We start from the raw sequence: 14630 nt of genomic DNA, 5'->3' as shown, positions 1-14630 counted from the left end.
TTCCAGTTCGAATCAAGAGGGCCGTCTGTGGCATAATGGCCCGTCCTGTGGTCCTCGGCGGGGCTTCGCCGGCGCATCCTTGCCCTCCTCCCGTCCTGCCAGGCAGCCTGACATCACTGTGTTCACAGGCCGCCAGGGCCACCCTATTTTTGCGCGCACATTTGACGGTGCCACAGCAGTTATTGGCACACGCAAGTCTGCCCACACAAGGGGAAAGCATGTCTTCCATTCGTCTGACCCAATACAGCCACGGCGCTGGCTGCGGTTGCAAAATCTCCCCCAAGGTGCTCGACACCATCTTGAAGAGCCAGATCCCGGGCTTTGACGACCCCACCCTGGTGGTCGGCAACAGCAGCAAGGATGACGCCGCCGTGGTCGATATCGGCAACGGTCAGGGTATCGTCTCCACCACCGACTTCTTCATGCCCATCGTCGATGATCCCTTCACCTTCGGCCGCATCGCCGCCACCAACGCCATCAGCGATATCTACGCCATGGGTGGCAAACCCATCGTAGCCATCGCCATCCTTGGCTGGCCCATCAACATACTCGCACCTGAAGTGGCCCAGCAGGTGATCGACGGCGGCCGCCAGGTGTGCCACGAAGCGGGTATTTCTCTGGCCGGCGGCCACAGCATCGATGCCCCCGAGCCCATCTTCGGCCTCGCGGTGACCGGTATCGTGCCGCTCAATGCCATCAAGCAGAACGACACCGCCAAGGTGGGTGACACCCTCTATCTGACCAAGCCCCTTGGCATCGGTATCCTCACTACCGCCCAGAAGAAGGGCAAGCTCAAGCCCGAGCATGAGCAACTGGCCCCGGATGCCATGTGCACCCTCAACAAAATTGGCCAGCGCTTCGCCGCCTTACCCGGCGTGCACGCCATGACCGACGTGACCGGTTTTGGGCTGGCAGGCCACCTGCTGGAGATGTGCGAAGGTTCCGGCGTCAGTGCCCGTCTGGACTTCAAGGCGCTGCCGCTGCTGGACGAGGTGGATTACTACCTGAGTGAGGGCTGCGTACCGGGCGGTACCCTGCGCAACTTCGACTCCTATGGTGACAAGCTGGGCGCCATGGATGATCGCACCCGCAACATCCTGTGCGACCCGCAGACCAGCGGCGGCCTGCTGGTAGCCGTCGGTAAAGAAAGTGAAGCCGAGCTCCTTGCCATTGCCGCACAGGCAGGGCTGACCCTCTCTCCCATCGGCCAGTTGCAGGCCTGCACCGGCAACCAGTTCATCGAGGTTGTCCAATGAGTGCCCTGCCACTGGCCACGGATTACGCCCGGATCTTTCTGGATGAGGTTCCACTCATCGATCTGCGCGCCCCGGTCGAGTTCAAGGAAGGGGCCTTTCCCACCGCCGTCAGCCTGCCGCTGATGACGGACGAGGAGCGTGCCCGGGTCGGTACCTGTTACAAGCAGGAGGGTCAGGCCGCAGCCATCACCCTGGGCCATCAACTGGTGGGAGGCGCGGTGCGCGCCGCGCGCATGGAAGGCTGGCTGGCCAGGTTGCGCCAGCAACCCGACGCCCTGCTCTACTGTTTTCGCGGCGGCCTGCGCTCCCAGACAGTGCAGCAGTGGCTGGCCGAGGCCGGCGTCACCCGCCCCCGGGTCGCGGGCGGCTACAAGGCGCTGCGCCACTTTCTCATCGACACCCAGGCGAAGGCCAGTGCAGAGTGCGACTGGACCGTGCTGACCGGCATGACCGGCTCCGGCAAGACCCACATGCTGGCGCACATCACCCAGGCGGTGGATCTGGAAGGGCACGCCCGTCACAGGGGGTCGTCGTTTGGCCAACTGCCGGGTGGGCAACCCGGCAACATCGACTTCGAAAATCGGCTTGCCATCGAGCTGCTTCAGCGTCGCAACCGGGGAGAGTCACAGTTTGTCCTGGAAGACGAGAGCCGTCTCATCGGTCGCTGCGCCCTGCCACTCAACCTCTATGAGGCCATGTGCCGGGCTCCTCTGGTGGTGGTGGAGGTGCCGCAGGAGGCACGGGCCGAGCAGATCCGCACCGATTACGTGCAGGATCTCTGGCTGCGCTATCTGGAGTTCCATGGGCCAGATGCAGGCTGGCCCCTCTTTGCCGGCTACCTCACCGACGCCATGGCCAGGCTCAAGCGCCGACTCGGTGACAAGGATTATCGCGAACTCGATGGGCTGTTGCAGGCCGCCCTCAGGGAACAGGCCCAGAGCGGGGACACCCGCGCCCATCTGGTCTGGATCAGACTGCTGCTGACTCGCTACTATGACCCCATGTACCGCTATCAGCTGGACAACAAGCGCGAGCGCATCATCTTCCAGGGTGACAAGCAGGCTTGTCTCGACTTCTTTGCCAAGCAGCGCGCCTGAATCAGCGGCCCATCAAGAGGACCCCATATGTTGAAATTCGAGGTGATCCCGGTCACCCAGTTTGCCCAGAACTGCTCCCTTATCTGGTGTGATGAGACCCATCAGGCCGCCCTCATCGATCCGGGCGGCGAAGCAGACAAGCTGCTGACCGCCATCGCCAAACGGGGGCTGACCCTCACCCATATCCTGCTGACTCACGGCCATCTGGATCACGTGGGCGCCGCCGCCGAGCTGCGCGAGAGAACCGATGTCGCCATTACCGGCCCCCACAAGGAGGATGCCTTCTGGCTCGATATCCTGCCCCAGCAGAGCCAGATGTTCGGCTTCTCCCACACACCGGCCTTCACCCCCGATCACTGGCTTGCACAGGGTGACAAGGTGCAGCTGGGCCGGTGCGAGCTGGATGTCTATTTCTGCCCGGGCCACACTCCGGGCCACATCGTGCTGCTCTGCCAGGCAGAACGCCTCGCATGGGTGGGGGATGTGCTCTTTGCCGGCAGCATAGGCCGCACCGATTTCCCGCGCGGGGATCACGGGACGCTGATCAAGTCGATCACCGAGACCCTGCTGCCGCTCGGGGATGAGATCGTCTTTATTCCGGGCCATGGCCCGAGCTCCACCTTTGGTCACGAACGGGCCAGCAATCCCTATCTGACACAGCCCATCTGGTAATCCCCCCGCTCCTCGCGGGCATCCCATTGCGCCTTGAGGCGCAAGATCTCCGGCATGATCTCGAGAAAACGGGAGAGCAGCCGGGGATCGAAGTGCTGGCCGGAGCCATCGCGCATGGTGGTCAGCACCCGGTCCAGGGGCCAGGGCTCCTTGTAGGGACGACGCACGCTCAGGGCGTCAAAGACGTCGGCGATGGCCACGATCCGCGACGCCTCGGGGATCCCCTCACCGGTCTCGCCAGCGGGGTAGCCCGAGCCGTCCCATTTCTCGTGGTGGTGCAGGGCAATCTCCGCCGCCATGCGAAAGATGGGGGCATCGGATCGCCTCAGGATCTCGTAACCGATGCGTGGGTGACTTCGCATGATGGCCCACTCCTCCTCGGTGAGAGGACCGGGCTTCTTGAGTATGTGGTCAGGGATACCAATCTTGCCCATGTCGTGCATGGGGGCCGCCAGCTCCAGCAGATCCGACTGCTCCGGGCTCCAGCCAGCCGCATCAGCCAGGGCCCGGGCGTAAGCGGCCATGCGCCAGATATGCACCCCGGTATCGGTGTCGTTGTAGTGGCCCGCCTCGCTCAGCATGACGATGGCGGTGCGATAGCTGCACTCGAGCTGATCGAGGCGCACCAGGGAGAGATGATTGCGCACCCGGGCACGCACCGTGCTCGGACAGACCGGCTTGTAGATATAATCCACTCCGCCCGCCTCGAACCCCTGGCTCTCGCTGTCTGCGTTGTCGCTCGCGGTGATAAAGAGCACCGGGATCCCGGCGTGAGCCGGATCGGCCTTGAGCCGGCGGCACACTTCGTAACCATCCATGTCGGGCATGCGCACGTCCAGCAGGATAAGTGCCGGCTCGTGACGCCCCACGGCGGCCAACCCCTCCTCTCCCCCTTTGGCAAAGAAGAGGTTGTACTCCTCTTTGAGGATTTGCCGCAGCAACCCGAGGTTGCTCGGCTCGTCGTCGATGATCAGCACGCGCGGTCGACTCATGGCGCAGGTTCCTCCCGATCCTCCAGATATGCCTCCAGCTTGCGGGTGGCGAACGGGATATCGAACAGCTCCAGGGCTGCGCTTATCTCGCTCACCAGATCGCAAGGCAAGTGACTCCTTGCCTGGCTCAGCGCCGGCTCAATCAGATCCAGATCCTCGCTCACCAGGGCCTGATGCAGGGCGTGCAGGCAGACCTCCCGTGCTTCCCCCTGGGCCAGCGGGGAGCTGACCGCGCCCGGTTCGCGCCCGGCATAGGTATCGATGGAGTGTTGTGCCCGCTCCAGGGCCTCGAGGAAGGGTGCGATAAGCTGGCTGGTGTCGCTCCCCTGCTCGATGGCCTCGTTCAACTCGGCACTGATACGCGCCACATCGGTGAGCGACAGGCTGCCCGCCACCCCCTTGAGCTTGTGGGTCAGGCTCGCGGCCGCATCGGTCTCGTGCTGGGCGATGTAACCCGGCAACACGGTACCGACCGTCATGTAGTCATCGCGAAAACGCCGCAGGTATTTAAGATAGACCGAGGCTTCACCCCAGTTGCGCAGTCCGGTATCGATATCGATGCCGGCCACCGGCTCGTGGGGGAGTGGCTCGTCGCTCACGGTGAGCGGCAGGACTACGTCCGGCAGATAACGCAGCAAGGTCGCGATGAGCTGCTCCACATCGAGCGGCTTGGCGATGAAGTCGTTCATGCCAGAGGCCAATGCCGCCTCCCGCTGATCCTTGAATACCCCTGCGGTGAGAGCCAGCACGGGAGTCTCCTCCCGCCCAGGCAGCAGGCGCAGGCGACGGGTCGCCTCGTACCCATCCATCACCGGCATCTGCACATCCATGAGCACCAGATCGATGCGCCGTGCCGGATCTGCCAGGCAGGCCAGGGCTCGCTCCCCATCGATGGCGGTCATCACCTCGGCCCCCTCCCGTTGCAACAAGCGGGTAGCCACCTCCAGGTTGATGTCGCTGTCATCCACCAGCAGTATGTGCACGCCCGGCAGGCGCAGACGGCGCTGGCCACTCTCAAGGGGCTCCACATGCTCGCGCTTCTCGTGGATGAGACGCGCCACCGCGTTGTAGAGACTGGAGCCGGTGACCGGTTTGTGCAGCACCAGATCCACCTGATCCGAGCCGGGGCGGTGCATCAGTTCATCCTGGGAATAGGCGGTCGCCATGATGATGATGGGTGAACGCTCCTGCTGCTCGAAGGCGCGGCGAATGGCCAGGCAGGTCTCGAGCCCGTCCATGCCCGGCATGATCCAGTCGAGCAGGATCACGTCGAAACGCTCCCCCTGGCGCAGCAGATGGTGCAGCGCCTGCTCACCGGACTCCACCACCCGCGACTGCCATCCGAGGGAGCCCACCGTCATCGACAGGGCGTCGCGGGTCACCTGATTGTCGTCGGCGATGAGCAGCGAGATGTGCTGCAGGCGCTCGTTCAAGGCCTCGGGCCGCTCCACCTGCTCCAGCCGGACGCGGAACCAGAATTCGCTCCCCTTGCCAAGCTCGCTGGTGACGCCGATGTCCCCCCCCATCAGATTCACCAGGCGGCGACTGATGGTCAGACCAAGCCCGGTGCCCCCGAAGCGGCGACTGGTGGAGGAGTCTGCCTGGGAGAATGCATTGAAAATGTTGGCCTGCTGCTCGGGGGGAATGCCGATCCCGGTGTCGCGCACCCGAAACAGCAAGGTGGCCATGCCGTCTTGCTCTGATTCCAGCACAACCTTGACCTCCACCTCGCCGCGTTCGGTAAACTTGATGGCATTGCCGGTCAGGTTGAGCAGCACCTGCTCGAGGCGCAGGGCGTCCCCAATCAGATGGGAAACCGGCTCGGGGGCACTGCTCACCACCAGTTCGAGGTGCTTCTGGCCAACGCAGGTGGACATGATGGCCGCCACGTGATCGAGCACCTCTTCGAGACTGAATGGCACCCGTTCAAGTTCGAGCCGACCCGACTCAATCTTGGAGAAATCAAGGATGTCGTTGATGATCCCGAGCAGCGCCTGCCCGGCCTGGTGGATTTTGCGCACCAGGGCATGTTGACCATCGTCGAGCCCTCCCTGTTCGAGCAGGTAGGTCAGCCCCATGATGGCGTTCATGGGGGTGCGGATCTCGTGGCTCATGTTGGCGATGAAATCACCTTTGACCTGTGCCAACCTGGCCGCTTCCTGCTGGGCCAGTTGCTCCTTGTGCCTGCTGCGCACCAGTGCAGCCACACCGGCACCAAACAACAGCAGCAGCACGGCGCTGGCGGCCAAGATGATCCCCCAGATATGAGTGCGAATGGCCTGCAGCTCGCTGTGCGGCACCAGGGACGCGGCTTTCCAGATCAGCTGATCATGATTCTGTGCCGGGTACAGGGTGGTCCAGCTCCAGAGTCCGTCGGCAGACTCCATCTGGCCGTTTGATGCGTCCCAGAACGCCTGCCAGGCCTGGGGAGAAGTCTGCTTCAGAGTCAGATCCGGGCGCTCGAGCATGAAGCCCCACTCCCGGGATGGGTCCGGGCTGCGCAGCCAGTATCCGTCCTGGTTGAACAACATAATGTGATCGGCTGCCTTGCCGCGGTTGTCGGCAAACTCCTTGAGCATACGGGCAGCCTGAACGTTGATTAGCAGCAGACCAAGATCACGTCCCCCAAGGCGCAGACGCTTGGCAATGCGGATCATGGGGTTGAAGGGGCGATCGATCACCCCGTGTTCAACGTTGAGATCGAGCGGCGAGACGTAGACCCGCTCCCAGGGCAGCGCCATGGCATCGCGAAAGTAGTAACGCTCCCCCTTGTTCTGCAACTGGTCGTCCGTCACACGCCACAAACGCTGGCCCTGGCGATCGATGCGCACCCGCTCCATGCCATCCGGGGCAAGCCAACGCACCTGGGCATAGTCGGGATTGCGGTTCAGCAGGATGGTGAACTGGACGGCCAGGGTGTCACGGTCATTGCGAGCCGCCGCTTCGAGCAGGATGGGTTCTTCCGACATGCTGCGCACATGGCGCAGCGGCACCGCCAGCTCGCCGTCAAGGCGGCCGCTGGCAAGCGCCAGGAAGGTGCTCTCATCGCTGCGAACGCGATAGAGCTCGCGCTCGATCAGTGCATTGCCCAGCAGATAGCCACCTGCCAGGACCAACAGCAGAATAGGTGAAAACAGCAGGATATATGTCCGTACGATTCCTTTCATAACGGTCAACATCGCCCCGAAAAATGGACTTGCCCGAGTACTTTTTGAACATCAGAGCACCACAACACGTGTCCTGCTGTCAATCATGCCTTCAAGTAAAGACCAATAGTGCTGTTTGAGTATTTTATTTTCCCGGAAAAAATGCTGTAAAAACAAAGAGGCCACCCGATTGGGTGGCCTCTTCACAGGAAAGTTCGTTGTCGATTAGACGCGAACGAAATCCAGGTGAACCAGCTTGTAGCGAACCGGGTGACGCTGGATAGCCTTCACGTTCACTTTGACTTCTTCACCGTTGATGACCAGGGTCAGCTCGGAGGAGTAGAACTCCGGCTTCTCTTGGGCCAGGATCAGCTTCTTGTGGTCCAGGGTAACGGACACGGCTTCTTTGCCTGCACCGTAAACGATGGCAGGAACCAGGTCAGCATGACGCAGGCGGCGGCTCGCACCTTTCCCCAGGTCAGAACGGACTTCAGCTTGGAATACGAAAGACATAGTGATTATCTCTTTTAAGATGAATGTATGGTGTTGACTGCGACCGGTCAGCACCTCGCAAAACGAGCGCGAATACTAGCACGGGCCCGGAGGGGATACAAGGAAAGAACCCGCGGCACTCCTCTCTAGGCAAAAAGGCACTCCACCACGCCTCTCGCCATCCCCTAACGCCCCTGCTCCAGACGGGCAAACTGCTGCTGTCGCTGGGCCGGGCTCAGGGAATCGAATTGCGCCAGAGTCTGCGCTTTCGGGCAATAGAGGCGCTGCCCGGCCTGTACCTGGATCCCTTTGGCCATCCTGTCACGATTTTCCTGCACCAGCGCCAGCAGATAACTGTAAGTATCCGAGCCGCCGGCCTCCTTTGACTGAAGCTGGCTTGCAATGCGCCACAGGGTTTCTCCCGCCGCCACCTGATGACAAACCCGCGATGCCTCCCCTGCCGCCGTGGCGGAAAGAGTCAGGGTCGCCTGCTCAGGGGCAGAATCTGCGGTGGCCATGGGCTGTGCATCTCCCTGCCTTGCCAAGGCCTGTGTGGGGACCTGCCCCCCAAGCCGTGCGAGCAAGGGCTCCCCCAGAGGCATCCGCATCTTCCTCTCCCGGGGCAGGGAGAACTCGGCGACAAAGGCGACAGCGCCCGGGACTTCGAACGAGGGGGCCGAGGAGGCGGCTTGCTGTACTGATTGGTGGGGCGCCATGCCATAGGCCATCTCATCGATGCGCTTTAGCCTGGCCAGGTAAGCCTTGGAGAGCTGGGCCTCCCCTTCGAACAGATCGAAGGGGGGCACCAGCCGGGCAGGAAAGAGGATCTGCCAGCGGCCATTCTTCTTTCTCTGTTCAAGAGGGGGAAACTGATTGCCCCGCCAGGCCGCAAAAATGGGCGGCACGGGGCGCTGCACCGGATAGAACTCCGGGTTGAGCTGCACCCAGGTTTGTTCCGCAATGGGTTGATACCCGCTGATGTTGACCAGTGCCACCCCCAACCAGATCCCCAGCATATGACGGCCTCCCTTCCCTTTGGCGTCTCGTTGCTTTCACACTATGGCTCAGAAAACAGATAGATAGCAGCTTAGCACTGGGCAATGGCGCTCTGCACCCGTTTATCCGAGATGGGGTATGGCGTCCCCAGTTGCTGGGCGAAGAAGGAGACTCTCAGCTCCTCGATCATCCAGCGGATATTGGCCACCTCGGCCGGGATCAGCTGGGATTTGGGGATCTTGGCGAGCAGTGCCTTGTACTCCGACTCCACGCTGTGCACCTTGAGCATGTAGACCCGATCCCGGTTGGGATCGATGGCGAGCTTCTCGAGCCGCCGCTCGATGGCCCGCAGGTAGCGCAGCAAGTCAGGCAGCCGCTGCCAGCCGGTCTCGGTGACAAAGCCCTTGTGAATGAGGTTGCCGAGCTGCTGCTGGATGTCCGACATGGCAAAGGCGGTGTCGAGCTGCATCTTGCCCTTGAGCCGTTTCTTGATCTCATGAGAGAGGGTCAGCACGGCTTCCACCTGTTTGGCCACCTCCACCACCGCATCGTTGAGCTCGGCGCGGACATACTCCTTGAGCGCCTCGAAACCGGCCTCGTCCCAAGCCATGCCGCCGTGCTGCTCAATCAGCTTGTCGCAGCCGCAGGCGATGCAGTCGTCAATCAGCTCGGCCACCTTGCCAAACGGGTTGAAATAGAGCCCCAGCTTGGCCTTGTTGGGCAACTTCTCCTGCAGATACTTGATGGGAGATGGCACGTTGAGCAGCACCAGCCGGCGTTGGCCTGCCCACATCAGCTGCTGCTGCACCACTGGACTCTCCACCAGCTGGATGGCGACCGAATCCTTCTCGTCTACCAACGCCGGATAGGCTTTCACCTCGAACCCGCCCCGCTTCTGGCTGTACTCCTGCGGCAGCTCGCCAAAGCTCCACAGGGTGAGGCCAGACTGCTCGATGTCATCATCCGCCACTTGCGACAGGGTCTCCTGCACCTTGCCGCGCAGGGACTCTTTCAATGCCTCCAGATCCTTGCCTTCCGCCACCTTCTTGTGCTTGTCGTCCACCACACGGAAGGTGAGTTTCAGGTGATCGGGCACCGCAGCCCAATCCCAGGATTCACGGGGCACGGTCACGCCGGTCATGCGGCGCAGCTGACGCTCCATCTCGTCCAAGAGCGGCCCCTGCTCGGGGTTGATACTGGCGAGCAACGCGTCGGCGTAGTTGGGCGCCGGCACGAAGTTCTTGCGCATCGGCTTGGGCATCGACTTGATAAGGGCCACCAACAGCTCGTGACGCAGCCCCGGGATCAGCCACTCGAACCCCTTCACCTCCACCTGATTCAGGAGCGGCAGCGGTATATGCAGGGTCACGCCATCGGCGGCCTCCCCCGGCTCAAACTGATAGGTCAACTTGAGCTTGAGGCGCCCCTGCTGCCAGAAGTTGGGGTAGTCGAGATCGCTGATGTGGGCCGCATCCCCCTTCATCAACATCTCTTTTTCGAAGTTGAGCAGCTCGGCGTCCTGCTTTTGCGCCTCTTTCCACCACTTGTCAAAGTGGCGGCTTGATATCACCTCCTCCGGCAGACGGGCATCGTAGAAGCGGAACAAGTCCTCATCATCCACCAGGATGTCGCGCCGGCGGGACTTGTGCTCCAGCGCCTCTACCTCGGCCAGGAGCTTGCGGTTATCGCTGAAGAAACGGTGGCGGGTCTCGAAATCCCCCTCCACTAGGGCGCGGCGGATAAACAGCTCGCGGCACAGCGCCGGATCGATGCGGCTGAAGTTGATGATGCGCTCGTTGACCAGGGTCAGGCCATAAAGCGTCACCTTCTCCTTGGCCATCACGGCGCCATTTTTCTTCGACCAGTGGGGGTCGCTGTGGTGTATCTTGATGAGGTGCCCCGCCAGCGGCTCCACCCACTCGGGTTCAATCTTGGCGTTGATGCGGGCATAGAGGCGCGAGGTCTCCACCAGCTCAGCGGCCATCACCCACTTGGGCGGCTTTTTGAACAGACCGGAGGCCGGGAAGAGGTGGAAGCGGCCGTTGCGGGCCCCGAGAAACTCGGGCTTTTCCAGATCCTTGTTGCCGATATGGCTCAAAAGACCGGTCAAGAGCGCACAGTGCACCGTCTTGAAGTCTGCCGGTTCTTGGTTGGCCTTGAAGCCCAGCTCCTTGACCGTCTGACGCAGCTGGAAGTGAATGTCCTGCCACTCGCGCACCCGCAGATAGGAGAGAAACTCCTTCTGGCACATGCGGCGAAACGGGTTGCTGCCAAGGGCATCCTGCTGCTCTTTCAGATAGTTCCAGAGGTTAACAAAAGCGAGGAAGTCGGAATCCTTGTCTTCAAAACGTCTGTGCTGCTCGTCGGCGGCCTGCTTTTTCTCCATGGGCCGCTCGCGGGGATCCTGAATGCTGAGGGCGGCGGTGATCACCATCACCTCGCTCAGGCAACCGGTCTGCGCCGCACTGATCACCATCTTCGCCAGACGCGGATCAAGGGGAATACGCGAGAGTTGGCGACCGGTCTCGGTCAGCTGCAGCTTGGCTTCGCGATCGCCGGTGGCGGGCAATTCCCTCACCGCCTCCAGCTCTTTCAAGAGGGTCAGACCGTCCTTGATATGGCGCGATTCGGGTGGCTCGACGAAGGGGAACGCCTCCATATTGCCAAGGCCGAGCGCCAGCATCTGCAGGATGACCGAGGCCAGGTTGGTGCGCAGGATCTCGGGGTCGGTAAAGGCAGGACGGCTATTGAAATCCTCCTCAGAGTAGAGACGGATACAGATACCGTCCGCCACCCGACCGCAACGCCCTTTACGCTGGTTGGCGCTGGCCTGGGAGACCGGCTCGATGGGCAGGCGCTGCACCTTGGTGCGCCAGGAGTAGCGGCTGATGCGGGCGGTGCCCGGATCGATGACGTAGCGAATGCCCGGCACCGTCAGCGAGGTCTCCGCCACGTTGGTGGCGAGCACGATGCGCCGCCCGGCATGTTGCTGGAACACCTTGTTCTGCTCGGCATTGGAGAGGCGGGCGTAGAGCGGCAGTACCTCGGTATCGCGCAGGTTGAGCTTGCGCAGGGCATCGGCGGTATCGCGGATCTCCCGCTCGCCGTTCATGAAGATGAGGATGTCCCCGAGCCCCTCGCGGGCCAGCTCTTCGACTGCATCGAAGATCCCCTGCAGCTCGTCGCGCTCCTCCAGCCCTTCGCTTTTATCACTGCTTTTTTTATCAACAAACAGTGGGCGGTAACGCACCTCCACCGGATAGGTGCGACCGGAGACCTCGATCACCGGCGCCTTGTTGAAATGACGGGAGAAACGCTGGGGGTCAATGGTGGCCGAGGTGATGATCACCTTGAGATCGGGGCGCTTTGGCAGCAGCTGTTTGAGATAACCCAGAATGAAGTCGATGTTGAGGCTGCGCTCGTGGGCCTCATCGATGATGATGGTGTCGTACTGGGTCAGCATCCGGTCGTTCTGGATCTCGGCCAGCAGGATACCGTCGGTCATCAGCTTGATGTGGGTCTGCTCGCTCACCTGATCAGTAAAGCGCACCTTGTAACCCACGTAGTGGCCGAGTTCGGACTCCATCTCCTCGGCAATACGGGCCGCCACGGTGCGGGCCGCCAGACGGCGCGGCTGGGTGTGGCCGATAAAGCCCTTCACACCGCGCCCAAGCGCCAGACAGATCTTGGGGATCTGGGTGGTTTTGCCCGAGCCGGTTTCGCCGGCGATGATCACCACTTGATGCTCTTCAATGGCTTTGGCGATCTCCCCTTGCTTCTGGCTGACTGGCAGATTGTCCGGATAGGTGACCTTGGGCACGCCCGCCAGACGGGACTGATAGCGCGCCTGTGCCACATCCAGGTCAGCGGCGATGGTTTCGAGCACGGCAGCCTGCTTGGCTTCCGGCAGCTTCTTGACCCCGTGCAGTCGACTGGAGAGACGGCGGGCGTCGAGATTCATGCAGGCGGTAAGACGGCGGCGCAGCGCCTCGATAGAGAGAGACAAGGTACGAATTCCTTAAAAGAGTGCCCATCAAGGGCCATATCGATAGCTGGGGGAGATCCTAAAGAGCGAGGCTGGGCGGTGCAAGCCTTAAAGCGCCGCGCCAACACATCAAGCCGGAGGCGTCATGACCGTCACGGATGAAAAGAGCAGGCCGGAGCCTGCTCTTTGAAAACAACCAGACAACACCGCTCAGACTCTGGCCTGATGCACGAAACAGGTGCCAAGCTGGGCGTGGATGGCCTGCATCACATTGTGGCGGTTGATGACCCCGAGCAGGCGCCCCTCCTCCACCACAGGATAGATCTTGGGCTTTTGACCCATCATCATCTCCGCCAGATCCAGGATGCTGGTGTCGGGGCCGACTGCCAGCACCTCCTTGCGCATCACATCCCTGACCTGGGCCACCTGTTCACAGTGGTAGGCCTCTTTCAACATGACGGCGATGCAATCCTGCTCGGAGACCCAGCCAATCAGATGTCCCTGGCTGTCCACTACGGGGCCGCCCAACTGATGACTGTTGAGAAATTTTTCCACCGCCGCCTGTACCATCATCTCTGCGCTGAAGGTGATGGGCTTGGTCTGCATGTAGTCCTTTGCTTTGAGTGATTCCATGACGCTTTCCCCCAACGAGCCTCCCGAGGGGAGGCAAGAGCCGGGCACTATGTCCAGCTCACTCCAAGCATAGTCCGCATGGATCAGGAGATGGATTGCAGCAAGAGCAAGAGCTCGTTCTGGCTGTGGCAGTCGGTCTTCTTGAACACCCCTTTCAGGGTGGAGCGCACGGTTTCCACCTTGACACCGCGCAGCTCCGCGATGTCGTTGCTGCTGTAACCCTTGCTCATCAGCACCAGCAGCTCCTTCTCGCCAATGGTGAGGGGATAGAGGCTGGCCAGCGCTTCGATGTCAGGATTGAAGGCGTGCTCGGGGTCACGCAGCACCACTTCCACATAGCGTTCAAAGCGGCTGAGTCCGCTCATCAGGGTGCATTGGACCAGCAGCGGGCGCAGGTTAGGCTGACGGGGAATGGACATATAGGCGCTGGCGCCGGGCAGCAAATAGGCAAAGCCATTGAGGATCTCCTTGAGCTGACGTTGCTGCTCCTTATTCTGCAAAGAGAAAATGCCATTGATGGCCCGCAATTCCACATTTTCATCGGCGATACGGTTGAAGGCCACATTGGAATAATGAATATGCCCCTTGTCGTCTATGATGGCGCTGGGCTTATTATGGTTTTTCACCAGCTGTTGCAACTGATAGTTCTGGGTTTCCAGGGCCAGCAAGTTCCAATAATGGTGGCTCCAGGCCGCCAGTCCGGAATAGATTTCCGAGAGCGAGGTGAGGTCGCGACTGCTGAAATCATCTTGCGCTGCACCACGGTAACTGCACAGGCTGCTCAGCCCACGCCCTTTGACCTGGCAGACGCCGCCGGCGGCGAATTGGGCGCCGAAACTTGCCAGCAGGCCCACCGAGCTTGAAATGCTGTTGGCGCTGACAATCCCCTTGCACCCTTTATCCAGGTAATGGTTGAACCACACATCCTGGCGATGATGTTGCAGGTAAAACTGCTGCTGGGCCTCGGTCAGACCGCTGGAAAAAAGCTTTATTCCGTCGCTCTTGTCATCATCCCGCAATAAAAACAGGGATGAACTGCAGGAAACGTCGGCACGAAATTGGTCCACGACGAGCTTAATGTCAGAATCATTAATACCGCACTCGTATAACTGGCTGATATAGGGCGATATCCTTTCTTTCTCTAATGCCTTCACACCCGAACTCCTAATTCTTATTTTTATTGAAGAGGCATCTTACTCTGCAATGTGATAGTCGAAAAGTAGTCAAATGAACAAAGGGTTTATGATTTATTCATAAATAGTCATGAATATAGGCTCATGAATGAATATGACCAGAAAGGGTAAATAGCCGCTCATGTTTTTCCTGGCGCTGGTCGCTTACCTTCCTGTTTTGCCTCTTGA

The 14630-nt window shown here is 60.9% G+C and carries 10 protein-coding genes; 3 read left to right on the top strand and 7 right to left on the bottom strand.

Going from position 1 to position 14630, the window contains the following annotated elements; translation table 11 throughout:
* Positions 1 to 218 precede the first annotated feature (218 nt).
* From selD to AB5Y47_RS09090, 3 genes are read left to right on the top strand one after another with little or no spacing between them, the layout of a single operon-like run.
* A complete protein-coding gene (gene selD / locus AB5Y47_RS09100) occupies positions 219 to 1256 on the top strand; it encodes a selenide, water dikinase SelD (protein WP_368220165.1) in 1038 nt (345 codons plus the stop codon).
* Complete coding sequence (gene mnmH / locus AB5Y47_RS09095) at positions 1253 to 2353, top strand: tRNA 2-selenouridine(34) synthase MnmH (protein ID WP_368220164.1); 1101 nt, start codon at positions 1253 to 1255, stop codon at positions 2351 to 2353. Before selD ends, mnmH begins: the two co-directional genes overlap by 4 nt.
* A 27-nt stretch (positions 2354 to 2380) precedes the next feature.
* Positions 2381 to 3025, top strand: a complete 645-nt coding sequence (locus tag AB5Y47_RS09090) for an MBL fold metallo-hydrolase (protein ID WP_368220163.1) — start codon at positions 2381 to 2383, stop codon at positions 3023 to 3025.
* Here AB5Y47_RS09090 and AB5Y47_RS09085 read toward each other — a convergent pair.
* From AB5Y47_RS09085 to AB5Y47_RS09055, 7 genes are all read right to left on the bottom strand, one after another.
* Positions 3001 to 4017 (bottom strand): HD domain-containing phosphohydrolase, encoded by a 1017-nt coding sequence (locus AB5Y47_RS09085; RefSeq protein ID WP_368220162.1) that lies wholly within the window; start codon positions 4015 to 4017, stop codon positions 3001 to 3003. The two genes, AB5Y47_RS09090 and AB5Y47_RS09085, sit on opposite strands and share 25 nt — an antisense overlap.
* Positions 4014 to 7184, bottom strand: coding sequence for a response regulator (locus AB5Y47_RS09080; RefSeq protein WP_263308978.1), 3171 nt, complete (start codon positions 7182 to 7184; stop codon positions 4014 to 4016). Before AB5Y47_RS09080 ends, AB5Y47_RS09085 begins: the two co-directional genes overlap by 4 nt.
* 204 nt (positions 7185 to 7388) lie before the next feature.
* Positions 7389 to 7676 carry a 50S ribosomal protein L25 gene (gene rplY / locus AB5Y47_RS09075; protein WP_010674717.1) on the bottom strand — a complete coding sequence of 96 codons (288 nt, stop codon included), beginning with the start codon at positions 7674 to 7676 and terminating at the stop codon, positions 7389 to 7391.
* A gap of 164 nt (positions 7677 to 7840) precedes the next feature.
* Positions 7841 to 8671, bottom strand: coding sequence for a hypothetical protein (locus tag AB5Y47_RS09070; RefSeq protein WP_323920700.1), 831 nt, complete (start codon positions 8669 to 8671; stop codon positions 7841 to 7843).
* A 71-nt stretch (positions 8672 to 8742) separates the two neighbouring features.
* The gene (hrpA, locus tag AB5Y47_RS09065; RefSeq protein WP_368220161.1) at positions 8743 to 12657 is read right to left on the bottom strand and encodes an ATP-dependent RNA helicase HrpA; all 3915 of its coding nucleotides are present in this window, start codon (positions 12655 to 12657) and stop codon (positions 8743 to 8745) included.
* 189 nt (positions 12658 to 12846) lie between these two features.
* Positions 12847 to 13269 carry a CBS domain-containing protein gene (locus AB5Y47_RS09060; protein WP_010674714.1) on the bottom strand — a complete coding sequence of 141 codons (423 nt, stop codon included), beginning with the start codon at positions 13267 to 13269 and terminating at the stop codon, positions 12847 to 12849.
* A gap of 83 nt (positions 13270 to 13352) precedes the next feature.
* Positions 13353 to 14423, bottom strand: coding sequence for a transcriptional regulator (locus AB5Y47_RS09055; protein ID WP_041215183.1), 1071 nt, complete (start codon positions 14421 to 14423; stop codon positions 13353 to 13355).
* Positions 14424 to 14630 lie beyond the last annotated feature (207 nt).

Origin of the sequence: Aeromonas sp. R7-2, assembly GCF_040908105.1 — a bacterium.
Taxonomy (GTDB): domain Bacteria; phylum Pseudomonadota; class Gammaproteobacteria; order Enterobacterales; family Aeromonadaceae; genus Aeromonas; species Aeromonas caviae.
Note: the sequence above shows the minus strand (reverse complement) of the source record. Positions and strands in the feature narration are given on the sequence as shown.

Coding starts and splice junctions, on each gene's coding strand:
- AB5Y47_RS09090 (WP_368220163.1), top strand. CDS start 2,381: ATGTTGAAATTCGAGGTGATCCCGGTCACCCAGTTTGCCCAGAACTGC.
- AB5Y47_RS09080 (WP_263308978.1), bottom strand. CDS start 7,184: ATGAAAGGAATCGTACGGACATATATCCTGCTGTTTTCACCTATTCTG.
- AB5Y47_RS09085 (WP_368220162.1), bottom strand. CDS start 4,017: ATGAGTCGACCGCGCGTGCTGATCATCGACGACGAGCCGAGCAACCTC.
- AB5Y47_RS09060 (WP_010674714.1), bottom strand. CDS start 13,269: ATGGAATCACTCAAAGCAAAGGACTACATGCAGACCAAGCCCATCACC.
- AB5Y47_RS09070 (WP_323920700.1), bottom strand. CDS start 8,671: ATGCTGGGGATCTGGTTGGGGGTGGCACTGGTCAACATCAGCGGGTAT.
- rplY (WP_010674717.1), bottom strand. CDS start 7,676: ATGTCTTTCGTATTCCAAGCTGAAGTCCGTTCTGACCTGGGGAAAGGT.
- mnmH (WP_368220164.1), top strand. CDS start 1,253: ATGAGTGCCCTGCCACTGGCCACGGATTACGCCCGGATCTTTCTGGAT.
- selD (WP_368220165.1), top strand. CDS start 219: ATGTCTTCCATTCGTCTGACCCAATACAGCCACGGCGCTGGCTGCGGT.